19 protein-coding genes are annotated in these 24,935 nt (G+C 43.8%); all 19 read right to left on the reverse strand.

The annotated features are described in order from the left end of the window. Positions 1-65 precede the first annotated feature (65 nt). Positions 66-476 carry a hypothetical protein gene (locus tag E7747_RS10835; RefSeq protein ID WP_136415907.1) on the reverse strand — a complete coding sequence of 137 codons (411 nt, stop codon included), beginning with the start codon at positions 474-476 and terminating at the stop codon, positions 66-68. Positions 477-515: 39 nt separating this feature from the next. Then, complete coding sequence (locus E7747_RS10840; protein WP_136415909.1) at positions 516-1,835, reverse strand: RNA-directed DNA polymerase; 1,320 nt, start codon at positions 1,833-1,835, stop codon at positions 516-518. A 294-nt stretch (positions 1,836-2,129) separates the two neighbouring features. Further along, complete coding sequence (locus E7747_RS10845) at positions 2,130-2,513, reverse strand: four helix bundle protein (protein ID WP_136415911.1); 384 nt, start codon at positions 2,511-2,513, stop codon at positions 2,130-2,132. A gap of 267 nt (positions 2,514-2,780) precedes the next feature. Then, complete coding sequence (locus E7747_RS10850) at positions 2,781-3,605, reverse strand: DUF1566 domain-containing protein (protein ID WP_136415913.1); 825 nt, start codon at positions 3,603-3,605, stop codon at positions 2,781-2,783. 61 nt (positions 3,606-3,666) lie between these two features. Beyond that, a complete protein-coding gene (locus E7747_RS10855; RefSeq protein ID WP_136415915.1) occupies positions 3,667-4,128 on the reverse strand; it encodes a hypothetical protein in 462 nt (153 codons plus the stop codon). Between the two features lie 19 nt (positions 4,129-4,147). Continuing rightward, positions 4,148-4,921 (reverse strand): hypothetical protein, encoded by a 774-nt coding sequence (locus tag E7747_RS10860; protein WP_136415917.1) that lies wholly within the window; start codon positions 4,919-4,921, stop codon positions 4,148-4,150. A 144-nt stretch (positions 4,922-5,065) separates the two neighbouring features. After that, on the reverse strand, positions 5,066-5,485 hold the full coding sequence (locus E7747_RS10865; RefSeq protein ID WP_136415919.1) for a hypothetical protein: 420 nt from the start codon (positions 5,483-5,485) through the stop codon (positions 5,066-5,068). Between the two features lie 104 nt (positions 5,486-5,589). After that, a complete protein-coding gene (locus E7747_RS10870; RefSeq protein ID WP_136415921.1) occupies positions 5,590-7,782 on the reverse strand; it encodes a hypothetical protein in 2,193 nt (730 codons plus the stop codon). 1 nt (position 7,783) lies between these two features. After that, a complete protein-coding gene (locus tag E7747_RS10875; protein ID WP_136415923.1) occupies positions 7,784-9,142 on the reverse strand; it encodes a hypothetical protein in 1,359 nt (452 codons plus the stop codon). Between the two features lie 147 nt (positions 9,143-9,289). Then, positions 9,290-9,784 carry a hypothetical protein gene (locus E7747_RS10880; RefSeq protein ID WP_136415925.1) on the reverse strand — a complete coding sequence of 165 codons (495 nt, stop codon included), beginning with the start codon at positions 9,782-9,784 and terminating at the stop codon, positions 9,290-9,292. A gap of 2 nt (positions 9,785-9,786) precedes the next feature. Next, on the reverse strand, positions 9,787-10,719 hold the full coding sequence (locus E7747_RS10885; protein WP_128701901.1) for a hypothetical protein: 933 nt from the start codon (positions 10,717-10,719) through the stop codon (positions 9,787-9,789). A 5-nt stretch (positions 10,720-10,724) separates the two neighbouring features. Then, positions 10,725-12,368, reverse strand: a complete 1,644-nt coding sequence (locus E7747_RS10890; protein ID WP_136415927.1) for a hypothetical protein — start codon at positions 12,366-12,368, stop codon at positions 10,725-10,727. A 2-nt stretch (positions 12,369-12,370) separates the two neighbouring features. Further along, positions 12,371-13,402 (reverse strand): DUF6046 domain-containing protein, encoded by a 1,032-nt coding sequence (locus tag E7747_RS10895; RefSeq protein ID WP_164913118.1) that lies wholly within the window; start codon positions 13,400-13,402, stop codon positions 12,371-12,373. A 126-nt stretch (positions 13,403-13,528) separates the two neighbouring features. Further along, positions 13,529-20,407: a phage tail tape measure protein gene (locus E7747_RS10900; RefSeq protein ID WP_136415931.1), complete on the reverse strand. Its 6,879-nt coding sequence runs from the start codon at positions 20,405-20,407 to the stop codon at positions 13,529-13,531. Between the two features lie 111 nt (positions 20,408-20,518). Further along, the gene (locus tag E7747_RS10905; RefSeq protein WP_136415933.1) at positions 20,519-21,802 is read right to left on the reverse strand and encodes a DUF2586 family protein; all 1,284 of its coding nucleotides are present in this window, start codon (positions 21,800-21,802) and stop codon (positions 20,519-20,521) included. A 262-nt stretch (positions 21,803-22,064) separates the two neighbouring features. After that, the gene (locus E7747_RS10910; RefSeq protein WP_136415935.1) at positions 22,065-22,484 is read right to left on the reverse strand and encodes a hypothetical protein; all 420 of its coding nucleotides are present in this window, start codon (positions 22,482-22,484) and stop codon (positions 22,065-22,067) included. 143 nt (positions 22,485-22,627) lie between these two features. After that, a complete protein-coding gene (locus E7747_RS10915) occupies positions 22,628-23,128 on the reverse strand; it encodes a hypothetical protein (RefSeq protein ID WP_121698816.1) in 501 nt (166 codons plus the stop codon). 33 nt (positions 23,129-23,161) lie between these two features. Further along, a complete protein-coding gene (locus E7747_RS10920) occupies positions 23,162-24,532 on the reverse strand; it encodes a DUF2586 family protein (protein ID WP_136415937.1) in 1,371 nt (456 codons plus the stop codon). Positions 24,533-24,538: 6 nt separating this feature from the next. Further along, positions 24,539-24,904 carry a hypothetical protein gene (locus E7747_RS10925; protein ID WP_136415939.1) on the reverse strand — a complete coding sequence of 122 codons (366 nt, stop codon included), beginning with the start codon at positions 24,902-24,904 and terminating at the stop codon, positions 24,539-24,541. Positions 24,905-24,935 lie beyond the last annotated feature (31 nt).

Genomic DNA, 24,935 nt, shown 5'->3' on the forward strand with positions numbered 1-24,935 from the left:
TTGTTATGGAATAAAGCCGTCCAAGGACATAGTTTATCCAAGGACGGCTTCATGCGGGCGGTAAATTAGGCTTCAATGCCCATTACCTCCTTGGCGATGGTCTTGGCGAGATCGCGGTATGCCTGGTAAGCCTCGTATTCGGCGGCATACTCAGCAGCTTTCTCTTCCGATACTGTGCCGGTGCGGGCAGCCAGGAAGTTGGCTGTGATGGCTTCAGACTGATCAGTGTCATACTTGCGCTTGATGAGCGTCGAGAGCAGCTGAGGATAGCTGAACGGCATTTCGAGGGCGACAACCTCTCCGTCGATTGTTACTACAGCGCAACCGCCGATCTTCTGGACGTGGTTGCCATGAAGATCCATATCCTTCTGTGCTTCCATTTCGGCAAGCATTTCAGGAGATATGACAGACTCTTCGGGAGCCATAACCTCTTCCTGTTCTACTACAGGTTCATTGTTGTTGTTGATCTGGTCCATTGTTCAGATTTTTTTGAAAGTTAAAACTGGTGTTTATTATTAATAGTCTCGTTGACTTTCAAGTATGGGAATAGGGGGAATATTAATTGAGGTGTATTCAACTAACATTCTGATATATTTATCTTTATCATCTCTTTCCTCAAATTCTGCAATAGGCTGAGGAAGTGATAATCTATCTTGATAATTATGATTGAGACGGTATCTGATGCGATTCCGAGGATGATATTTCTTTTTCAGTTTGACCACTTCCATGTGACCTTTGATATAAACCCACTTGAAAATACGAGGTTCAATTTCCATAAGTCCATTATATCTGATGGCATAACTATCATAATGCCTTAATAATCCTAAGTAACTATTGACTGAGGATAAAGCCTTGATGATCTGAGATTTGGTACGACATTGGTTCAGTCTGTGAACACTATGCCGGAAGCTGGTGACTGTACGATTTAATGGATAAACTCTTCCCGGTTTAACTACGGCGCCGGTAAAGTCCAATCCTTTGGTATAATGTTGCATATAGAATTTCTTTGGAGATAGTTTTAATCCAAGAGATTCTAATTTGACCCTAATTTTTGGAATTGCGTTTAGAATTTGCTCTTTTGTATCGGCCACCAAATAAATGTCATCCACATATCTGCCGTGATATTTGATACCAAACTCCTTTTCAATCGCCCAATCCAAAGAGTTCAAAAGGTAGTTGGCAAACATCTGAGATGGAAGATTCCCGATAGGCATACCCAATCCATTGCCATTTGTAAAGAGTGATTTGCTGGCTGGAAGATTATTCCACATTGCTTCAGATGACTGTCTGATACAATTCTCTTCCGGACAATGACTTAATACCACATGACATAGATAAATCAAATCGTCTTTATCCTCGCCGTGATACTTTTCTTCCACCAGTCTGACAACCATATCCTCAACCAGTTTCTTAGGGATAGACATAAAGAAACTATTGATGTCAACGGTGGCTACATAGCAATCCTGAGTGTAGTTATTTGAACACTCGATTATATCTTTCTTCAACTGATCGACACCGGCCAGAGTGCCTTTGCCATTTCTACAGTTGAAAGTGCGATCATTAAATTCTTGTTCGATTATTGGCTCTAATCGGAGCCTGATGTAATGATGAATGATGCGGTCTGCAAAATCGGCCGCAAAAACCTCACGATATTTGGGGCGACTAACGACAAAGCAAATGGAACGTTTCGGATAATAGGTTCTATTGTTGATGGCTTGCATCATATTATAGAGATTGCCTTCTACATCAAGAGTAAACCTGATGCAGTTGTTTGTCCGCGACTTGTGTACGCGACAATCTAAATAGGCTTCTACTAATCCTTCATACGTTACCATATCAGCACTAAAAGTGATAATGCCATTTATAATTAGTCTTATCTGTTAGCAAAAAATGCGATTTGTTGAAATGCTGCCACAGCGCGGACGTAGTTGCTGTTCGTGGCCTTAGTGTTCCAGTTGTTGAGGTTGCCGTCGTTCAGGTTCAAGTTCCAAGCGTTCGTCGCCGAGTTCTCAGTGTATCGGGTACGTTTTCTTATTCTTAACTACCTATGGCAGTAGTACCCCCATTTCTCACAGAAGCGCATACTCTATGGTCATCCTTAAATTTCCATACTCTGTGCGTTGCACCGATCAATCAGTCTCATCCGCAGAAGTGCGTTTGCGATACTTCTTTTTCGATGCGTTCTTCCATGCTGTCACTTGTTTGCCGATAGTCGCCTCCAAATACATGAGATTGGATTGTTGCTTCCGGCTTATCCAACGATTATCGCCAGCAAGTCTAACTATCAGTTTGCAGTGTTCAAACTCACAGATGAAGTCGGTCAAATATGCTTCTCGCTCACTCTTGAACATATTTGCCTTAACAATGAATGTCGGCAATGAGATAGCAATTTTGATCCATTCTTGACCAACGGTGTGTTTTACATCCCTTGGAAAATTCTTTTGAGTGTCAATCACTGCTTGAATGTAGTGATAGGTTTCAACATAAACCGGCAATTCGTTAGATAAAGCCATTGCAACGGAGTATTAAGAAACACTGCTTTCATCATTTTTACAATAACAAACTGATTGCCAGTAGATAATCAGTTTATCCGCATAACATTATAGAAACCCTATAAAGCACACATTGCTTACCTCAGAGTACTGGAACTAATCCTGAACCTTCCAAAACGGCGACCGCTCCGAGGTAAGTTGAATGTGTGTATCTCTTCAACCCTAATGCTCGCTGCGCTCGCTCGTCGCTAACGCTCCGAAGAGTTGAAGGGTTGAAGAGATAAAGGGTTAATGAAATGCTGCCACAGCGCGGCCGTAGCCGCTGCCCGTGGCCTTAGTGCCCCAGTAGTAGAGGCTGCCGTCGTTCAGGTACAAGCGCCAAGCGTTCGTCGCCGAGCCCTCAGTCGAGGACCAATGCCAGGACTCAACAAGCGGGCTGGCGCCCGAAATGACTGAGAGGCACAGATTGATGGCGTATTTGTGCTTCCAGATGGTGATCAGCTCTGCGATAGAGGGGAGCCACCATTGTCCAGCGCCGATACCGACTGTTTCGCCATCGTCATTGATGTAGGAGCGATCGTAGGCGTTGCACCATGCAGGCGCAAACTGGGTCCAGGTCTCTTCCTCTTCACCGAAGAGTTCGACACCTTTGGCCATGATAGCGGCGGTGCGGGTCTTGCCTGAGTAGTCAACATACGCTTTGTTGTAGTCGCCGCCGGTATCGGCATTGACTGCGATAGCGTTTTTCGACCATTTGAGCTGAGTGCCGGTGGGAGAAACGATGATTGGTGCCTGACCGTCAATGAGAACGAGAACACCATCAGCAACTTCGCCAGCGGCTTCGAGGGCAGCCCACTTCCAGTAGGGAACAGCGAGAGGCCAGTTATCGCTCTTACGGTGGTAGGTCACGAAACAGCCGTCAGTGGCTGCCTGAAGCTGCGGGTTAGCTTCCAGCTGATTGTTGGAAAGAGTGTCGACCTGATTCTGAAGAGCGACGTCCTTGTCATGCAGAGACTTGATCTGATCTTTCAAGAATTTCTGGACCTGAGCACCAGTTGCCTGGGCACCCTTTGCACCCCAGTCATCTTCCATTGTTAAAACTTTTTCTGCCATGTTGAAAAATTGAATTAAAAAACTGTTGGTTTATATATAATAGTATCGAGTCATTCAAACTCTAAATCCCGTTATCCCACACAGCGTCCTGTTGCCAAGGATACTCATTAATCCATAATCCAGTACCTATTACGCCGTAATGGGTGATTATGAATTTTTCTTCCAGATTACTAAGCCGTTTCTCCATCTCAGTGGCGTGGAACCAAGCGATTTTGGTAGGTATTCCCTGAGCATTGAGAACTACATTCTTAGCAATCGAAAGCCCCCAGCCATCAGAAACTTGATTGTCGGGGTAGATTACACATTGCCCAGCGTGGAAACCAGCGAGGTTCCCACTTGCCGGGTCTGTATATAGAGTGTCTGTTTCAGTGGGCTGTTGAGTCGCAACGGGAGTGTACTCATCACGACTCAAAAGAGCAAGCATATAAGTTTTAGTAAGTCCTAACTGCTCCCAGCAAGACTGAATACTAAAATCTTGACCTGCTATTTTGAGTGTTTGGAATTTTTTTGAAGTATCTGCCATTGCGATAAGTTTTTAGAGTTTATTCCACTACTGAGAATCCGGAAAGCGTGACGGTCTGAGTGGCAGCGTCATACGCTACAGTGTTTGCGGTGGCACCGTCCTGTATTCCGTCAAGTTTGGATTTGAATGCGTTGGTAAAGTCATTCTGAGAAAGACCTTTACCATCCTCTTTGCTGACTTTGCCATTCAGAGCGGTATCTACCTCAGTCTTGGTATAATAGTTACCAATGTTGAGGTCGTTGATTGCGGCGGCAATAGCGGCCTTGACTGTAGCGGGATCACCTTCACCACCAATCCCTGTCAAAAGATTTTCGATGTTGGTAATTGCCGCAGTCATCTGAGCAGCTTCACCACCATGTTCAGCAGCCCAGTCGATGAGTTCTTTGTAGGAGTTTACTACACCATCATCGGAAACCTTGGTGGCGAAGTCGTTGAAGGCGTCTGTGATCGCCTTGGAAACTGACCCGGATCCAGTGCCGTTAAGGGTGTCGATTTTGCCACTGAGGGTAGATACCTCAGAAGATTCGGCTTTAGCGTCGATAACCGCCTTCAAAGCTGCGTCCAGCTCATCAGCTGACACATTGGCCTTATAAGCAAGAGCAGCGAGGCCCCTGATAGGAACATCAGTTCCCTGCACTGAGATGGTGCCGTTGGTCGAACCCGTTGCAATCAGAATATCGACAATTTTGGAAGCGATACTGAGAGCAACCCCATTAACCTTGACACCTTCCAGTACGTTAGCTTCTGCACCTGCTGAAATGCCGGCAAGTTTGTTGAAATCTTCAGGAGACATCAAACCTGCCTGGTCAGAAGCAGCTGCTGGGATGACGAAGGATTCTCCACCAATGACAAAGCGTGTAACTTTAAGATCTGCCATTTTGTTATTTATTTGAAGTATATAAAATTACGAGTCATTACTCCCTCGTAAATAGAGTTTTTAGATTGTGACCGTAGCTGTATCGGGATCGTAAGATTTTACTGTGACAGTCGAAGAACCTCCAGTTCCTACAGAAGCTGCGGCTTCAGTAATCAGGGCATTTGACCATTTTGAGGTATTATCCCAAAGCAATAGATTTTGCCATTTTCCGACATTAAGGACTGTAAAGCAATCCATTAATGTTTCAAGTTGGTTCTGGTGCTGTTCAATAATAGTCTGTTGAGTAGTATATTGCTGAATGAAGAGAGCAAACTGAGATTCCAGAGCTGTCAGACGGCTGTTGTGACTGATGATGTCGTTCTCTGCTTCGGAGATACTATTGGGAGAGTTGTACCATATATCCGTATCATTCCAGAAGAAGGGGTCTGCCCATTCGCCTTTCTCAAAACATCCGTTATAAGCTCGGATGTCATCGAGCATTTTCTGATATTCAGACTGATGATCTTCGGCTCTCTGATTGATGTTATCAATCTCTTCACTGATTACGTCAATCCTTTCATTGGTATCGGCAATAGCCTCATCAATTACTCCGGCGCCATTAGCCCATAGGTGGTCATTATTCCAGATAAAAAGATCCCCCAGACACCATCGACAAAACAGCCAAAATGTTCACCTAATTTAGCGATATTATCATCTTGTGCAGTTTGCTCGCGTCCAATAGCTCTAAGCTGATAAGCAACTTGACGATGTTCTGTAAGAGCCTCCTTGCGAATTTCATCAGAAGTGTCCTGAAGTTCAGACTGAGTGGCTTCGATAGCCTCCTTATTGTCTTGAATATCAGAAATGTTTTTCTGAATGAGTTTGTTATTTGCTTGAATGAGAGAGAGGTTGGTCATTATGTCCTCATTTGCTTCATTCAGCTTATAACGAGTGTCACGAAGGTCATCGCGGAGATCAGAAATTTCACCAGTAATAACCCCAGTTTCATTAGCCCACAGAAGATCATTATCCCAAATGAAGAGATTTCCCCAGATACCATCTGCATAGCAACTGAAGTGTTCTCCAATCTTGGCAATATTTTCATCCTGAGCGGTTTGCTCACGTCTTATGGCACGAAGCTGGTAAGCGACATTTCGGTGTTCTGTGACCGCATTTTGCTTAATGATTTCAATTTCATCAGCATTATCAGCAATGGCCGAAGCGTTTACCTCAACATCAGATATGATAACTTTGATATTATCTTCTGCATCAGATATTCTCTGAGTTGTGGCTTCAAGACCTGCCTGAAGTTCATCCAAACGTTCTTCGGTATCTGTCGGGCAATGACAAGAACCATTGAAATTTGTGTTGGTCCACTCAGATTCATTTATCCACAAGAGATTATTATCCCATACTCCATTGGTGAGAATGGAAATGCGATAAAGAAGAGAATCAATTTCATGTTGCTGACCCTCCTGTTTGGTATCAAGCCCATCGAGTCTGCCGGTTATGGCCTGATGTTCTTTTTTGAACTCATCGTGCTCTTTGGCAAACTCTTTATGCTCTTTGCGGAAATCCTCATGTTCCTTACGGAAATCATCAAAAGTCTTATTGATAACCTTTAATGTATTTTCCTTCTCAGTATTGATTTTCTGTATCTCTTTGGTCAGATTCTCAATAGATTTCTGATGACCTTCAATTTGAGAATAAATATCCTCAAACGTATTATACATCAGATTAGAATTTTCCCACAGAGCGACATTGCTCCATTTCAGGCCATTATCCCAATAGCCATTACTGAAGCAAGCAAGAGTATCAATAAGGTCGATAATCTGCTCATCGTGCTCTTTGATAAGATCCTGAAGGTCTTTAATTTCCCTATCATGCTTTTGGAGATGGGTATTAACTAACCCATGCTCTTTAGCATTTTCAAGCATTGCCTCCTCAAACGCCTTATCGCTTTTTGATAGGTGTTCGTCAAGTTCCTTTATATCAGCAGCAAGAGCATCAGTGATAGCGTATTTGTTGTTATCCCACAATGCTTCCTGGCTCCAATGCAAGTCATTTTTCCATACACCGGTGCTGAAACAGCTGAAAGAATTATTCAAATCATACACCTGATCCTGAAGGTACTCATTGATACCCCTCTGAATCTTCTCTTGGCGTGCGACATGAGCAGCAAGTGCGCTTATTTCTGTGTTATGCTTCTCAGTTAAATCTTCTATGTCTTGACGATGGTTTTCGTCCAAAACGTTTATCTGATTTTGCAAATCGTCAGTAATGGCGTACTTGTTGTTATCCCAGATTGTTTCATTACTCCACAGAAGAGTATCAATCCAGATTCCTTCACTGAAACAGCTGATGGTGTCAAAAATTGAATTTAACTCCCGCTGTTGTTCGGTATTGACTTTTTCAATGTCGTTGATATGACCCCATTGGTCTCGATTGTCCTCCTGAAGTGCCTCGATTTCCTTCTGTTGCTTTTGAAAAGCCTCATCCAGTTTCTTGGCATAATCCAACATTTGCTGTGTAAGTTTGCGAGTATCAACGACATAATTGTAATAATATGCCATATCAACCAGCACATCCCACACATCAGTATTGGTATAGACAATGTGCCCTTGGTCATCAGTCATCTTGATTGGGGATTTCCCCTGGGCCTGCAATACTTTACACCTAAAGACGCAGCCACACGCCGTGACCACGTTCTCTTGGTAGTATTTCTTGGTTAAGTCAAAAGTGTTTCGCCATTTTAAGGCAACACCAATTTTGACTATATTGTCATTATTAATACTCATACTATTGATTTATTTGAGTTGCGTAAATATGCTGAGTGATTTCATCCAGTGTCATATCACTGATGTTGGTGCTGTTTGATACGATACCAAGGAGTCGGCCGGTATGAATGTCTTGTACCAGTCCAAGCATATTCTTGATATTGGCACTTGTTTGAGGCACCATATACAATCCCTTTCCTGCGTGGAATTGATCTTGGCGAATCATATATTTCACCACTGCCCGGCGCTTTAGGATAAAGCACTTGTGGCAAGTTTCAGTGAGCCAGTATGGTTGTTCGACCAATGCGGTATAGAGTCGGGTCTCATCGTTATCATTGATGATGAAAATTGGAGCGTCCTTTACATTATCCTCGGTCTCATCGTTGAACATAACTATAGTATTCGCCTCTAAGGTAGCAGAAACGATGTAGTATTGATCACTTGGAACAATCTCTCCCACACCATTGAATTGACCGGGTTCGACCTTATTGGCTATTCTGGAAACACTGGTTGTATAGTCCGTAAACAGAAGAATATTAAGAACGTAGGGATAGCCATTTAACAGCTCCATAAAATCGGTATCTGATAGTTCATTCAGAACTACATTGCGTCGCACATATTCATCGGTAAACAGACTGAAGAATGAGAGATTGAGGTCATCAATATCATCTAAGCCTATATCTGATTCTTCCTTTTCAGGGCTAAAAAGCACATCGAGCTTACACGTCTCGTTATCAAATTCTGCATCCTGAATGGGTTTCTTATCGCCGTTAAATTGAGCTTCCAGAACTTTCTGTAAATCAGAATGAGCTACTATACAATTCAAATATTTGGTAATGCCCACGCCAGTTGTCGGATATCTATAACTTTTTCCGGGAGCACACAATGTCAGGAGCTGCGAAGCCTGATCATCACTGTAATTGATACTGATGTCAGTGCTTTTTGCAGAGTATATGTATGCCTTATCCAGTACCTCCGACTTGCTGTTTTGCACCATCTTGATCATAAATTCTCCATCAATATCTATGAATGGAAGCATACAAGCCGGTATGGGGGCGGCAATATTCTTGCTAAGGACATAGCTATTTACTGGCAAACCAAAATCGCCTCTGATTCTTTCAAAGACATAATACTTGCCATCGCGTAATCCTACAAGTCTGATTCTGAAATTGCTGGTATTGGGTATGTATGGAGATTTGAAACGGCAAGTCATTTCGCCATCTTCATATCCTACAATACTCCAGTAGGCTTCGGGAATAATAATGTTACAGATAAGAATGTCAAGTTCTTTATCCTCATCGAAGATATTACCCCACAATGAGTCGAACATCGGCACTGACGCATTGGACTTGTCCTCAGTTAACAAGTCGCGCTCCTTCATATCTATGATTAAGTCTCTTACCATCTTTCTTGACTGCGTTTTATCTATAATAGTCAAATCTGATGGCTCAACTTATGGTTATTTTGGTTATAGTTGCTGTGCCGGTGGATGATACGGTTGGATGAGTGGCAGCGCCGGGAGTCACATTCATTGCAAGACTGTTGATCCAGTCCATAATTCCCCACATACCACTTCCCAAACTTTTTGTTGTGGGTCTTTATCTCCTACATCGTGTGTGGCTTTCAGATTGGCTTGAGTTGTTACTATTCCTATCGGCAGAAATGGCTTTTGTGGGAAAACCAACCCTCCGCTACCCATTGGAGCTAACTGAAATCCGGCAATGATATTAGTTTCAATTTGTTTAATCCAACTATCAAAACTATTCGATGGACCAGTGGGAGCGCAACTGCCAACAATCTTAAAAGTGTCGGACACTAATGGGTCTGGGGCAGGTGGAATGCCAGGGATAATACCAACATAAGCAACTACGACTGTAGTGTTGGCTATCAGATACTCAGTAATTCCAGCTGCTACTGCACTCATAGCGGCAGTGGCACTCCCGGCAGAATAATCTTTGCCAGAAGTGCCTATTGAACTTTTGAGTTTTGATATGATTGTTTGTGCAAAAGCTGACTTACTCATAATTAAGTTCCACTAACTGATGATCCACAATGAGGGGCACCACTGAAAGGACACACTTTAATGGCATTGAACGGTCCATTTAAGTCGGTAGCTGATACTCCTTTGGTTTTGAGAGTGCCACCGGTAATGGTAACTGAAGTTCCGTCAACTTTTACGTCGGAGCCTTTGATTTCACAACTGCTTGTTTCGATTTTGGCTTTATCGGTTTTGATATTCACTGAGCCATCTTCTTCGGTAATGGTTGTGCCTCCGACTTGAAATGAGACCTTGCCACTGGTCTCAATCATTACGTTTTCTCCATCAATGGTGATTTTCGTGTCACCTACTGTGATGATTTTATGCTCAACAGTTTTTTCTTCTTTGAACCCCTCTTCATCATCCGGGGAAATAATCTGGTCAGTGATGGTGGTGCAGGTGTATTTTGTATTGGTCTTATTTTTAGTTGGCTCCAATTCATAATAATCCTTATCCAAACCATCATCAGTCTCGACAAGTTTTTCTGTCTCAGTAACACCAATTTCAATCACGCCATCATCCTCTCCTTCAAGCGAATGAGCGAGCATTTGAATACGCTTTGCGTGGCTATACATAATCACATATTCCTGGCCGTCTGTGGGGTTCTGAACAATAACAACCTCTGAATAAAGCATGGGAACAATCAGAACACCATTAGAATTATCCTGAATGGCAGACAGAAGCACTCCCTCGTGATGGCCGGTACCCATAATCGGATATTCATCAGGCTCATAGTTAAATTCCTGAACATCTATAGTTCCGGCCAAATCCCCCTCTTCATGGATGGCACATACATACCCTATGATTTTCTTAGTTCCGCGCACTGCGCCATCAGGCCCAGTCATACCTTGACGAGCCATTTGGCCTATTGACCGGCGCACATCGCCGGAATATTTATTGATTCCTCCTTTGAGCGACATAATGATTAAATGATTTGAACTGGTTTTGAGAATGTGGCGATCTTAAACGGGATATGAAGTTCTCGGCGATAACCATTCATTCCGAAAGTGGTATTAACGGCTTCAACATAGTAATACCCATTCTTTTCAGGCTGTCGAACATCTATCAATCCTATAATGTCGGTAGGACGGACAAGAAGATCTCCGAATATTTCAATCGACCCGGATATGCCATTGGGATTATAGTTTGCCCAATATTGCTTTGCTTCTTCTATCAACTCTTCCTCCGTAATACCAACTTTTGTTGAGATATACTGGATGACGTGATATTTGTCGAGTTTTGCCGGATCCGTCAAATGTCCTTCAATACGCTTTGTGCTGTAGGTGCCATTGACGAATTTCATCTTCTTTCTATCTTTTACCTTACGGCGATTGACAACCTGAAACTGGCCATCGCTATCAATTACCCACCCCTCATCATCAGGATTGGGATTTTTACGCAATGTCAGCTTAAAAAACTGATTATCCTTTGTCCGCCCCTGAGCTTCAACTGCAAGATATTTTTTATCATTGCGTTTGAGATTGAGCTTGTCATGAGCGACATCCCAGTCAAATTGAATGAGTTTGACTGAGTTGTTTCCCCCATTGTAGGTGATGTATTTCTTATCATTGTTCGGTAGGCCATCTCCTTTCCCGGCATAATAAGTCAAGCCGACACGGAGTTGAACAGAGCCGTCTGACTTGGTTTCCATTATGCAGAGGACACCGCTCTTACTCCATTCAGTCAATACATCGGCTATTGTAAGATTGTTACTGATAGAGCCACCACTTACTGATATGGTTGAACCTTTGCTGGCAGCGGCCAGAGGTATGCCGGTATCTTGTAAGAGATGATATGTGCCATCATCATCGAGAAAATCCTTAACCATTAATGTGGCTTTGGCCGATATGTTGGGAGTACTGACAGAGGCAAGGATATGAGCCATATTGGTACACTCCAATTCCAGAGGTGTATCTACTGAAATGGCTGTGATAAAGCCGGTAAATACAACATCCATATTGGGATCACTGTCAGCAGTGTTCATTTTCTTGAACTCAGTCTCTGAATAAGCATATCCCAGTCTGATTTCAATACGATTTCCAACCGCAACATCGTTGGGGCTTAATAAGGCCGGCTCATTCTTTGTTCTGTTAAAATCTATCAATCCCTTATCATCATAGTTGGCGGCCATAGACGTGGTGGAAATTCCATCTTCACTAAATAATGCTGTCGGAGAAGTAGTGATATCACCATCATTATTAGCTGTGATAAGAGTGTTTTCTTTATCAGTTGAGTCTGCTTTATCGCCACTTGTTACATCCTTTTCTTTTCTGCTGGAGAGATTGATTACAGTGCCACGAGGAAATTTAACTACAGCCTTATTGATAAGGTTTTTTGCTGAGTCTGACACTTCAATGCTTTCACATTCTCTAATGGTGAGGCATTGATTAGCTGAAGGTATGGAAAACCAATCATTACCATTAGCCTTCCATATCTTGATCTGACAAACGAGTATAGCGAGTTTATCCTCATACGCCTTATGCTGATAGTATTTGGGCGTGAGGGTGTATTCGACCTGCTGAACTAAATCAGGTCGCTGAGTTCGGAGTGCTGTTAAATCTGAAGCCATAATTATAACTCATCTTCCAGCAGACCGGCGGCGAGTCCAATTCCTTGTTTGAGTGCATCGGCTGCCATAGACTTCAGTCCTTCAAGCTGGTTGTTCAACATCTTCATCCATTCGCTGCCATCATCATCCTTGGCCGATACATTCTTCTGAGGAATGATAGAAACCGTATCTTCAGAAATTTCGATTTCATTTTCAGGCTGGAGGCCGATAGCAGAGAATGTGTATTGCTGGAGTGCCTTGTATCCTTGACGCGGAGAGACACTAAAATTCTCAATAACAATATGGGTAATTCCAAGCTGGTCAAGTACCATATTATTGATTTTGATGATACCCTTGTATTGCATAACCTTATAGAACTTCTGCATATCTTCTGCCGGATAGATGTCAGGTTTACCACTGGTAATCTGTCCTGAGACTGTGAATTTTATATCGCCATTGGAAACCAGTTCTTTTCGGCTATAGTCTCGGCCAGTCACACGGGTGGCTATGAGGTTTTTGTCGGAATTGATTGTAATCAATGCGGTAGTGTCATACCAAACCAAGGTTTTTGTAGTTACGGTATTGCTCACTGTATCAGGCTCTTGCTCCTTATAGATACCTTTCTTTGCATCGACAACTTTGGTACGATATACTGGGAATTTCTGAGTGACAGTAATGCTTTGATCAAGTTCAATACCCAACATCAATGCCTCTGGAGCTTTACCACCCCAATCATCCAAGGCGTATATGGTTCCACCATCGACCTGCATCATACCGTATTCCTTAGCCTCAACTTCTTGTTTCTTCAGTTCAGACTCTACCCATGCTGCACCGACAGTATCTTTTGTTCGCTTACCATTCAGAAGGGAGTTAAAAGCATTGACCGCTTCATTTTTCAATTCAGATACAGCTCCCCGGACAACCCCTTTGACTGCTACTTGAAGTAGTGAGCCTCCGGCGCCGTCTTTGTAGTAAAATTTACAGTTGCTATCTCTACCACCATTGGCAATTTTACTCTGTAAAGTATTGAACAAGGCCCCCATTGTAGAAGCCATTGCACTGCCGGTGGATGTTATTGCGAGGTTATTTAGACTTGTACTCATACTCTATAATAGTGTTGTGATGAGAAAATGAAAATGCCGCCTTTCCCGACAAATTTTCGGTACTTGGCGGCATTACGATTATGTAAGATCCATTACTCGCTGAGCCTGATTTGAGGCTTCGGCAAACATCTGATAGACAGCTCCCGCTATTCTATCTTCCATTGTCGCAATCAAATCACGCTCTTCAGCACTGGAGGCCACTGTGGTTCGGTCAAAATTAGCCAGATTGTTAATGTTGAATACAACCTGAGTGGGTCTTGCCGCAGTTCTATCATAGTGAGAAGCGTATGCTTGCTGGTCTTTCGCTGGAGCCGGAGTTGGTGTTGAGGTCGGAGTATTCTGAGTGCCAGAATTGTTGTTTCCAAACTGTTTTGCCTTTTCCGTCAAGTGTTTGTTCTGTTCAATGATGGTATTGGCAGTTTTGCGCGAGATGTTGCTATACATCTGCTGTTGCTCTCCGGAACGTGTCACAACACGATTACCAAGATTAATCGTATTGCCGGATCTGCCCATCACAAAGTCCACATACTGCTTTTCAGTGATACCAGCTTTTACCCATTCTGAATTGGAATTATTGGCAATCCATTGAGCATAGTATTGTCTGGGAGTTTCATCTCCGTATTTAGCACCATTAAGTTGATGACGGATTTGATTTTTCAGATTATTTGCATCACTAATGTCAATGATTCCAGCTTCGGCCATCATCTTATATGCAGTTCCGATAATGTCGGTGAACCCTTGAAGAGTCAGGTTAAAGTTTGTGACCTTGGTCCGGATTTGATCTAAGATATTCGTGAAGTTCAACTGACCATTCGGAAGAGTGGAAAGCATTAACTCAATATTGGCTTGCTGCTGCCCATCAGCTGAAACGGCGTTGTATATAACGTGATAATCACCAATGATATTGGAGATTGCGTTATACCATTCATCAGTGTATAACTTGGCGCGATTCTCTGCATCTGACAACCACTGATAAGCGTTCATTTTTCCCACCAAGGTACCCATTTGACCATTGATAGTTGCATCAAGAAGGTTTTGCGCACCTAACTGATACTGGTCATAAACACTACGGTTGCTTGTCTGCTGGAATTGTTCAGGTGTCATTCCGGCAGAAGGCAATTTAGCAGTGAACTGAGACATGAATCTGTCTCTTATGGCAAAGGCTGCCTGCTGATATTCGATTTCAGATTTATATGTGGTCTCTCCAGCAAGATACTTTTGACGGAGTTCCGCAATCTCTCGTATGGCCTGCTGAGTACGGAGGTCATTTGCACCTTCGATCATAAGTGCATCCTGAACCATACCATTGCGTTGATTTATGGCCGTATCTTCATCGGCATGCCACATATTCCACAATGCTATACCAAGATTGCTTGCATCATTATGAAGGTTGTACTCCATTTGCTTATGCTTCTTAGAGAAGTCATAATTCCGTGCATTACCGATAGCGAGAGAATAAGCTGGATTTGCAGTTATGACATTCTTCCACTTGGTCGTAACATCATTTATTGACTGCTTACTTGCATCTTTTGAGAAATCATTAAAAATTGTCGCATAAAGTTGATTGAACTTCTGCTTATCCGCATTATATTTCTCGATTTGAGTAGTGTTAATACTGGATATTACAGGAGCAGCTTCAGGAATATTCTCATTCATCATATCCTGATACCACTGACCTTCCTTGGTAAGTTCTCGATGGGTTTGATCAGCAGCTTTGTTGGCCTGTACTCTTGCACGTTGCTGGGCTTCAGAGGTGCCATCTATGCGCTGTTTGAGCTTATAGAGACCATATCCAAGTCCAGCCACAGCACCAACAGCCAATGTTACAGGGTTTACCAAGAATCCGGCGGCCTTGGCCAATCCAGTAAGTAATCCCATAAGCATACTCTTCAGTCCACCAAACATCGGAGCGAATGAAGCCATAGTTGGCACAGCGGTCATGGCAGCTCGGAAAGCACGCCCAGCTCTGGCCGAGCCATACATTCTCACGGCTCGTTCACGCACTGCTGCATAGTGCTGGCGTGTCTCTTTATTGAGCGCGGCCAATGTAGTTCGCTTGTTCGCTCCACTAAGAGCTAACTCTCCGGCCAATATAGCGTTTGCCGCCATAGCATTATGCGCTCTGGTAGCGATATTGCCTCGGATAACCTTGTTTGTGCCCCACTTACCAGAACCAACTATGAATGGAGCGTTTGTTATAGCAGCGTTTGCCGCACCTCCAGCAACAACCCGACCGGCCACATTGCGTGTCATTGTTGTGCCTCCGGCAGCAGATATGCCGGCCAAAGCCATGATGGAGCCTTTGAGACGGTCAAATACACCAATCAAAGATATGATAGGAGCAATGAGCGCACCTATCTGGGTAATACTCATTTGGAATGTGATCCAGAATTTGATAAGTCCGGGAGCTGCATTGTAGAGAGAGGCCCATATCTTGACAAACCACGCCATAACTTTGCCTATCTCAATGATTAAATCGAGAAGGTTCTGCATCATCTGGATTGTTTCGGGTTTAGCAAGGTAGTCTCTTAGTTTTTTCAACATTTCTTCAAATCCACCTTGACGATTTTCAAACGCCTGAACAATGCCTTCAGTAAATGTTGATGTGACTTGTGCCCACAGACCTGATATGGTGTTCTGTTTCTCTTCTGCAATAGCACCAGAGATATTTCCATTGACGGAATTACGGTTTGCCAGCATAAGAGATACAAGAGAGCTAAGACCAGCCTTACTACTCATCTTGTTCGACACAGCTTCGATACCAGTCCCAATCTCTTCGGCAACCCCTTTATCGCCACCGGCAGCGGCAAGTAAGGTTGCAGCGGCGCCAGGTTGAGCAGTGATTCGGAAAAGATTACCGACAATAGAGGCCATTTGATTTTCAGGTATGCGCTGGGCCATTTCGATTAAGATGTCGGACATAGCACGATAACTACCATCTTCTTTGAGGGTAGTGATCCCGTAGCTTTGTTTCATCATATCCAGAACTGCCTTCTGATTTTTGTTTGGCTTAAAGAGGTTCTGATACATCATACGGAGAGCAGTACCAGCAGATGAAGCCTGAATACCAGCATTACCCATGACACCAAATAATGCCATCGTATCGGCAAAAAGATTGGGGTCATTACGGCCATACATATTTGCCACACCACCACCATATTTTGCTGACTCGGCCAACATCATAAGGTCGGTATTAGATCGAGTAGCGGTTGTAGCCATAATATTTGCTGCCTCACGCATACGATCAGGAGCAATCTGGAAGGTGGTCATAATATTGGTCATCTTATCGGCAGTCTCGCCCAAATCAGAATCTCCGATAAGAGCAAGGTCTGCGATAGGTCGAATCGCTGCATTAATTGCATCTATATCATAACCGGCCATAGCAAGAAAACGAGCAGCACTGGCAACTTCAGGAGCAGAGAATTTTGTCTTGACACCAACATTACGCACAGTTGCTTCCATATTCTTGAATGAATTTTGACTGTAAGTGTCAGTACCATTCTGAAGTATGGCCTGGGTAGTGCGCATTGTGTTCTGGTACTCCATAGCCTGACTGAATGAGCTTCCGATTGCTGACATTGCACCACCAATCGCAAACATCACGCCCATACCCTTGGCCATATCCACAGCCATAGGTGTGCGAACACCAAAAGAAGTCTGGCCCGTAAATGGATATGCCCACCTACGAGAACGGTCAAAGAATGGTTTTGGCTGCCCAGTTCGCATAGGCACCATACCAGTGCCGCGAGATTGTGTGGGCTGGCCGACACCATTGGTCTTAGCTACATCGCCTTCAAGTTTATTGATTTGACTTTGCAACGTCCAAGGCACCGCCACACTTGCTTTCTGCATCTGAGTTGATACTCCTTGCAGATATTTCAGCATTTGTGGAGCCTCCATTCCCGGAGTGGGCATAATACCAGTGGTCGCTACTGCTTGACGGAAGTAACGACGATGTTTGGTGAGCATATTCAGTTGCTCTTTGTTTTGGGCAAAGGGCAACATCGCATTTTGAGCCTGAGCTTGTAAACGAGCAGCTTTCTGAATATTAGACTCACTTGGCTTACCCTTGGGATTTATTTGAGCCAATTTCCAGCCATCTGTATATCTTGATACAGCAGCTCGCGCTGAAGAATGTTGTTGAGTAGCGGCAGAAAGAGCATTACTTGACATCGTACCATATCGAGCCATCAATGCTGTTTCATGCTGAATTGCATTAGCGAATGGGGCTTGTGCCTGACGATATTGGTCAATTTGAGATTGTAGTGCGGCTTGGGAGGATTCTATTCTGGTAATGGCGCTTCTTTGATTTTTATTAGGCTTTTTCAAAGAAAGAAGCGGTTTTTTCATTTCCTCAAGCTGTGCCATCTGTTTCAAATATGGCTCCATTTGCTTTTGGATAGCTGCATATTGTGTCTTTGCCGCTTCCAGACGAGCATTAGACTTCCCAGTGCTACGAGCAATCTGAGACTGGATTCGTGCTACGTTTCCTCGCGCATTACTTTCATCTCCCCTGAGTTTTGCCAGGTATTGCTGTTGTTCAGGATTAAGATATGATGTAAGATCGTTAGCTCTAACCCATTTATATCCATTAGGCGCAGTGTGAGCTGCCGGAGCTGAAGAGCCCCAAGCAACTTTATTTTTACCTGTTCCAGCAGTAGTGGGAGCTAATTTTCTTAATCGTTCTTCTTCGGCAAGCTCATAAGGCGTTTTTTGAGCAAAAGCAGCCATTGCATTTCGCTTCATTTGGTCAAGCTGCCACGCCCTTCTTCGTTGTTGATCTGCAATCTGAGTTGCATAATTTGAAGGAAGTATACCACCCTTGGCTAAATGTGCTCCAAGTTGATCTCTATATTGTCTTGGAGTCAAAGGTTGATGGCCCGTGTGTCCTGCCTGCTTACCACTCTTTTGAGCAACACCAACACCAGCAGTCTTTGGAGTTGTGCCAGCCTGACCAGCGGCGCCTCCAGCTACACCAGAAGCAGTGAGATTGATATTCTGAGGACTGGCAGCCTTAACAGCTGTAATAAATTCCTCCAGTTTTGCGATTGCCGGCGTAATATCCAAATTAAGTTTGATGGGAGGAATACTGCCGGCCATCTTTTTAATTTGTTCCTGTCGGCCAATAACACCCTTCTCCCACATCAATTTAACCGCAACGGGTATGGTCTGACGTGGGATGCTTTTGATTTGACTGATTATGTCTTTGGTATCAATCGTTGCAGTTATAGGAGTTGTAGTGCCTGACTTCTTTCCTTTAACTGGAGTAGAAACTGGTGTTTCCTTTGCTGTGGGCGCAACAGTAGTGCCAACCACACTCGTTTTGGGGTGTGGTGTGGTTGAGGTGGCAGCACCAGTGCTTTTTACTGGTTTGGGGGCAGCCTTTGCTTGTTGTGCGGCTAAGGTTTGTAACTGCTGCTGGGCTTTATCAGTTAATAAGTTTACCCTAACATCCAAAGTTGGTGCAGGAATTGATCTTACAGATGCAGCCACCTGATCGGCCATTATTTTTACATTGACCGGGATAGCTTCTGCAACTTTACCTTGGATTTTAGTGATTTCTCCTACAACTGATATTACCGGGGGTTTGGCTGTAACATTGATTTTTGAGAGATTGCCTACAATATCAAGAGCCAGAGGTTTTACAGTTTTTGTAACTGCTTGTGCCGCTGCGGTAGATTTTCCCTGAAGAGTTCGGACAATATTCTCTTGTTCTGCTCGATTAGCCTGATATGCCGCAAGCGTTTTAGTATCACGAGTAATTTGCCCTTTTATCGCGGGAGTACGCTGATCTTCTGGAATGGCTCGATTTGCATCAAGACGAGACTGGATAGGAGCGATTTTATCATTCCAGACCTTAATCTGCTTTTGAGCATTTGTGAGCTTAGTCTTTTCATCCTTGGTAAGAGCAGAAACAAGACTGGATGATTTACCAGTTTTAGTCTTGTTGTCTTTAGGAGTGAATGGAGCAACGACAGCAGCACTTAGGCCGGCAAGACGTGTGAGTTGAGCTTCAGCAGCGGCAAATCCTTCAGTATTCAGTATCGGATTGATATTGAATGTGCCTTGTGATTGTAAAGCCTTTAGTGAAGCCTGGATTTGCTCTATAACGGTCAATGCGCCACCAGCACCAGTGGCATTGCCTCTGATGTTAACTGTAAGAGCCTTACTTTTTGCATCACCAAATGCTTTCTTCCATTCTCGGATAACGGCTGGAGTGACATTGGTGAGTTTTGCCGGCTGAGATGCGGCAGTTGATTTAGAAGTAGGGGTAGCTGCAATTTTTGATTGAGCCTTTGCAGCCTTTGCTTGTTGTGCGGCTGTTTCCTTTTCAAGTTTTTCTGCAACAGCAAGTTCAGCTTTACACTGCTGAATACGCTGCTGATACATTCTTTTTTGAGCCTCTAAGTTTGTAAGTCTCTCTTGGTAAATTGCCTGCTGTTGAGCTGTGGCTTTTGCTAATCCATTTTTGTTCATCTGGATTAGACCATCACGACCTCTTACAACGCTGCCATTTTTATTTTTTTTAGGTGTACCTAAGAGTTTATCTAACTCTTTGTTATACGCCTCAATATCCTTCTTTATGGCTGCAACTGATCTGGTTCCACCAAGAGCAGAACCAATACCTTTTTGAGCTACTTTTGTACCAGCAGTGTTTCCTGAAAGAGCCTGGAATATTGCTGTGTGCATTTCGGCGGCGGCACTACGGACTTGTGTCACCATAGCTCGCAACTGATTATTAAAAGCACCTACATCAATTTTCGGTGCAAATGTCATTTGCGAGTTTTGTTTGAGCTGATATACCGACTGGCTAACCTGAGTTATCGCAGTTTTAAGCGTATTCATTGGGCCTTCAAATTCCTTTGCGATATTCGCAATAGATTGAAGCCCCTCGGCCGCCTTGGTTACATCAGCAATAATGTCATACCTGACGATGTAATCTTTGTAATCTGCCATTGGTAGTAATGCTTAATGATTTGCTACCTATTAATAGTCAAAGAGAAGCCCCAAGCCGTTTTATTGACCTGGGGCGAGTGGTTTATTTGATACGCTTAAACCTACAATATCTTAATTTATGTCATGTGAAACTTCTTCTGAAAGGAATCCGCTATAATTGACCGGGCCAATTTCCAGTTTCATAGAGATTGAATCATTTTCCAGAATCTCATCATTTTCTAAGAAAGTCACAACACGGCCATTAATCTGATTTTGACCTTGTTTATTTCTCATTACAGAGTCAAGAATGGTATTGATAGAGTCTGTTATGATTGCGATAGAGGTTGCACTAATATTATGGGTACCTGGAATATAGATGTGATTACTGTTGACATACGGGATAAGTGCCGTACACATTGCTCTACGGCATTTGTGCATTACCCGGTTATTGGCGATTGTGCTGAAGTCACCTTCGCATAAGGTTTGGTCACTGCTGAGAAAATATGAAGCCTCCAGCCCCTCATAATCTATTGGGATGATGTAGCCTCTGGATGATATGGTATTGGTCCATACTCGGTGTACGCTATCCATAGGAGTGCCGGTGCTACCAACACCCCATTCAGGATTATTAAAACCCTCGTTTTTGTTCAAATCACATTTTTCAATAGATGCGATACTTTCTTCGGCGCCACATAAAGCAAGACAAGCCATAATCAATCCCAGTGATGAAACTGGAGCCTGAAGAGGATTGTTACTTTGCATTTGATGGACTTCCTGAGAGCCATTTTGAACAAGAGCGATAGATACTTTAGGACAATTCAATTCAATGGCATTGGGAAGCTGTTTATAGCGGATTTGATCGCCACCTATATAATTGGTATTGCCACACAACATAATGTGAAGAGGCACCATAGCATGAGTTGAAACACCGATTTTTCCATTAATCTCATTGGCTTGGGCCTGAAGATCTGTTATCAGTGGTGTAAATCCCATTGTGCCATCAGACTTCTTATTCCATATTGGCTGGGAAGTCCACACTCCAATATGAAATATCCGGCCACTGGTTTGTTGCTGCATATATTGAAGCACATCCCAGTCCTTAGAACAATCGGCTATCGCTATATACACAGCCTGGTTATCTCCGATAAAATCAAAAAATTGAGCGAGATGATAGTAGAGAAGGTTATTCAGAAAACCATCATTCTTAATGCCTAACAGAAGTGCATCATCCATATTTTTGATGCACTGTATCTGCCCATCTTTGAAATTATGATATAGTAATGGAAAGCTGTCAAATGGTTTGTCAAAACCACTTGTATCGAACAAGAAGGCTCCCACACTTTCATCTGTAGGAATATTGAAAGTTAAGTCTGGAGTCTGCTTGACCCCAGTATTTATATAACTGAGTTGTGCCATATTGACTTTTTATAATAATAGTCCAAAAACAAGAATAGGAGCCGTGAAGCTCCTATCTTGATTTATTTTGCACCTCCTGTCAACATACCTACTGTATTGGCTTGCTGAACCATGAGCATTTGAGAATGTACCCAGTAGGCGTTTTCTGACCAAAAGGCAAAATCATCATCTGTCATGTCATTCAAATCCAAATGAGGATAGTAGTATGTCATTAGTGCGAGGCGTTGTCTATACACATCCTCTTTGCCTATTCGACAACGCTCTATTTTTTTACCATGTCGGCGTTGCGGGAGTCGATGATCTGCGAAAGCTGACCCATAGTTCCGTAGAGGAAGAGCTCATCATCGTCAACAAGCTCACGGTCGCCGGCGAGGAATACGTTGGTTGCAAGCATCTTATTGGCCTGAACCACGTCCTTCTGAACGAAGTTCATATACTGGCTGAAGTGCATGAGGCTGGGGCGGCGCAGATAGCCGATATACAGCGGCTTTTCATCGCCTTCTTCGCCTTCGACGATGACGATGAAGATCTTGCGGAGCTTGTGTTCGGCCTTCAGAGCTTCGGCCTTCTTGACGATTTCTTCACGGATTTCGAGGGGTACGTTCACGTTACCGACCAGTTCGATTGCGGGCGCAGCTTGAAACTCAGCTACAGCTTCTGCATTTTTCTTTTCTTTTGCCATTGTGTAGTTTATTTGGTTTTAATGTTAAAAATCAGTTTGACGTTTTTGGCGTCGTCAATATATAATAGTAAACCTTGAAAAAAATATGAGAGAGCGGCCATTTCTGACCACTCTCTCCAACTGAAGTATAACAAGAAAACCGATTAGGCTCCACCGTAGAGCTCGTGTGACCAGCTCATGTTTGCGTTGCTCTGTACTTTGCCGGTGTAGATACGATGCGGATGGAGATCGAACTCTCTTGTGATAGAGGTATCGTCCTGATTTGCATCCATACCACCTTCGGCCAGAATACAGCCTGCGAGGGTGACGGTTTCGGTAGTGACGTTTGCGGCTACGTCGTTTACCCACGAGATGATGAGGTTGAACTCACCAAGACCCAGAAGTGTGCCGTCCGTTGAGCGGTCGCGGAGGTCAACCTGAGTGCCATAAGGCAGTGTGATACTTGCCTCATAGGTCACATTACCGAAACCACGTTTACGGGGCTGGCCACCGAGTCCGTAGATAGACTCGATCTTACGTTTAGTGTCCCACTTGATAGCGGTACAATCAACGAAAATCGGGTTCTGAGCACTCTCGCCATCGAGGTTGGTCTGAAGCTGAATCATCGACCAACTATATGCTACATTATTGATTGTTGCTGCCATTGTTGTATTATATTATTTGATTAAACATTGGCTTTAGATGGAGTTGGAGAAGCCCTCAGTGACCTTGATCTCACCGGTTACACCCAGAGGAACGAGGCTATAGTGAATATCTATAGCGTCGGTGTCAAGTACGTTCTGATCGGGATCAATCGTGCAAGTGCGTCCACTTACCTGGGGTTTTGCGGTGCCGGGTTCGACCATGTTCTTATCCAAAGCCTCGATAACAATGTTCTGGAACTCAGCTACGACAGATGCAGAGAGCTTGCCGGAAGTGATGTCGACCTCAACATTGGAGTTGACGCGGGGAAGAAGTGCTCTACGCACTACACGGCGGCTCTTGTGCATCACTCGACAACGAGCGAGGGTGCGATAGTCGCCGGTGCTGAGAGTCTGGTCGCTGCTGAAGAATATGCTGTTTTCAAGACCGTCGTAGTTGACAAGGAACACATATCCGTGTTTGTGCAGATATTCGTTGCGCTTTGTATAACCGATGGTCTTGATGTTTGTGAAGGAGGATTCCGAAGCGTAGGTCTTGTTTTCTGCGTCATCGACGAGATTGCCAAAACCAAGTTCTGCATCCTGCATCACAGCAGCAAGATTGAAGCTGGCGACATGAGCGATACTCTCATTTGCAGGAGCTACTGCAAGGCAGCCCAGAGCTGCACCCACGCAACCTACGAGGGCATAAGAAGGAGTGTCGTTCACATGGTTGACCGCATACATGAGCTCGTGAACTGTATCAGTGGGAGCCTGGCCCAGAAGTGCTGTCACCTTCGGCATATTGAGGCCGCTGAGGTCCGGGAGCTTCTTGATGTCGATGACAGCCTCATTCAGTATAGGAGCTGAAATCAGAATGTTGAGAGGTGCATTACCTTCATAGTTGGTAATGCCAACCTTGCCACCGAGAACTTCAGCAACAGCTTCAAGTTTTGCACAGATATTTCCGGTCTCTACCGAATAGGATCCGTCCCTGTTGATCTTGGCAATAGGCTTGCCAGTCCATACACCGATCTGATAGATGATACCGCCGGATGCAAGCTGCATCTGCTCGACAGCCTCAAAATCAGGATCCTCGTCGCTGTTCATGAACGAAACGAAAATACGCTGAGTGCCACCGGCCAGACTGAAGAAACTGTCAAGATGATATTTTGCAATACCAGCAAGAACAGTATCGTCGATACCGACCTCAGCTACATCTTTTGTGGTATTAAGTTCCACAACATTGCCCTTGGCAAAAGTCATAGCAGCGAGAGTATCTTCTCCCAGAGCCTTGTCAAGACCACCTACGATACTGGTATCGAAGATAAGACCTACGACATTCTCAGTGCTGAGGAACACGTTGCTATTGCGCTTGCCGTCAATGTCGGTGGTAAAAACTCCACCTAAGTTTGTATTTGTAGGCATTGTGAATTAGATTTTATTGTTGAAAAATTTATTTTTGAAAAGTTTTGCACCTTTCAGGAGAAACTGGGGTGCGCCTTCAGGATGCACAAATCCCTTCGGTGTAATCCATATTTTCTCATACTGAGGATATAGGCGCATAAGCTCCAGATCACGAGGCGAAATATCTTTAACCGGCTCTTTCACTGTAGGGGCCTTAACTGTTTTTTCAGCTTTTTCGGCCTTGGGTGCTTCTTCGATTTCTTCAATTTCGCTTGACGGCTGTGCTTCCTGTTCTGCGATAGGTTCTGAGGCTGCAACGCCTTCTTCAACCTGAACATCAACCACAACTGCTTCTTCGGATTTGGCTGTTTCGTTTTTTTTGCTTCTACCCATAATTGTAAAGAATTTAAGCAAGGCGGCTATT

This window comes from Duncaniella dubosii, from assembly GCF_004803915.1.
In the GTDB taxonomy this organism is placed as follows: Bacteria; Bacteroidota; Bacteroidia; order Bacteroidales; family Muribaculaceae; genus Duncaniella; species Duncaniella dubosii.

Excerpts from the sequence above, each read along its gene's own strand:
- E7747_RS10840 (WP_136415909.1), bottom strand. The coding sequence starts at position 1,835 with ATGGTAACGTATGAAGGATTAGTAGAAGCCTATTTAGATTGTCGCGTA.
- E7747_RS10905 (WP_136415933.1), bottom strand. The coding sequence starts at position 21,802 with ATGGCACAACTCAGTTATATAAATACTGGGGTCAAGCAGACTCCAGAC.
- E7747_RS10875 (WP_136415923.1), bottom strand. The coding sequence starts at position 9,142 with ATGAAGGAGCGCGACTTGTTAACTGAGGACAAGTCCAATGCGTCAGTG.
- E7747_RS10850 (WP_136415913.1), bottom strand. The coding sequence starts at position 3,605 with ATGGCAGAAAAAGTTTTAACAATGGAAGATGACTGGGGTGCAAAGGGT.
- E7747_RS10855 (WP_136415915.1), bottom strand. The coding sequence starts at position 4,128 with ATGGCAGATACTTCAAAAAAATTCCAAACACTCAAAATAGCAGGTCAA.
- E7747_RS10835 (WP_136415907.1), bottom strand. The coding sequence starts at position 476 with ATGGACCAGATCAACAACAACAATGAACCTGTAGTAGAACAGGAAGAG.
- E7747_RS10880 (WP_136415925.1), bottom strand. The coding sequence starts at position 9,784 with ATGAGTAAGTCAGCTTTTGCACAAACAATCATATCAAAACTCAAAAGT.
- E7747_RS10895 (WP_164913118.1), bottom strand. The coding sequence starts at position 13,402 with ATGGCTTCTACAATGGGGGCCTTGTTCAATACTTTACAGAGTAAAATT.
- E7747_RS10910 (WP_136415935.1), bottom strand. The coding sequence starts at position 22,484 with ATGGCAAAAGAAAAGAAAAATGCAGAAGCTGTAGCTGAGTTTCAAGCT.
- E7747_RS10915 (WP_121698816.1), bottom strand. The coding sequence starts at position 23,128 with ATGGCAGCAACAATCAATAATGTAGCATATAGTTGGTCGATGATTCAG.
- E7747_RS10890 (WP_136415927.1), bottom strand. The coding sequence starts at position 12,368 with ATGGCTTCAGATTTAACAGCACTCCGAACTCAGCGACCTGATTTAGTT.
- E7747_RS10920 (WP_136415937.1), bottom strand. The coding sequence starts at position 24,532 with ATGCCTACAAATACAAACTTAGGTGGAGTTTTTACCACCGACATTGAC.
- E7747_RS10885 (WP_128701901.1), bottom strand. The coding sequence starts at position 10,719 with ATGTCGCTCAAAGGAGGAATCAATAAATATTCCGGCGATGTGCGCCGG.
- E7747_RS10900 (WP_136415931.1), bottom strand. The coding sequence starts at position 20,407 with ATGGCAGATTACAAAGATTACATCGTCAGGTATGACATTATTGCTGAT.
- E7747_RS10860 (WP_136415917.1), bottom strand. The coding sequence starts at position 4,921 with ATGTCTCCTGAAGATTTCAACAAACTTGCCGGCATTTCAGCAGGTGCA.
- E7747_RS10845 (WP_136415911.1), bottom strand. The coding sequence starts at position 2,513 with ATGGCTTTATCTAACGAATTGCCGGTTTATGTTGAAACCTATCACTAC.
- E7747_RS10870 (WP_136415921.1), bottom strand. The coding sequence starts at position 7,782 with ATGAGTATTAATAATGACAATATAGTCAAAATTGGTGTTGCCTTAAAA.
- E7747_RS10925 (WP_136415939.1), bottom strand. The coding sequence starts at position 24,904 with ATGGGTAGAAGCAAAAAAAACGAAACAGCCAAATCCGAAGAAGCAGTT.
- E7747_RS10865 (WP_136415919.1), bottom strand. The coding sequence starts at position 5,485 with ATGCTCGATGACATCCGAGCTTATAACGGATGTTTTGAGAAAGGCGAA.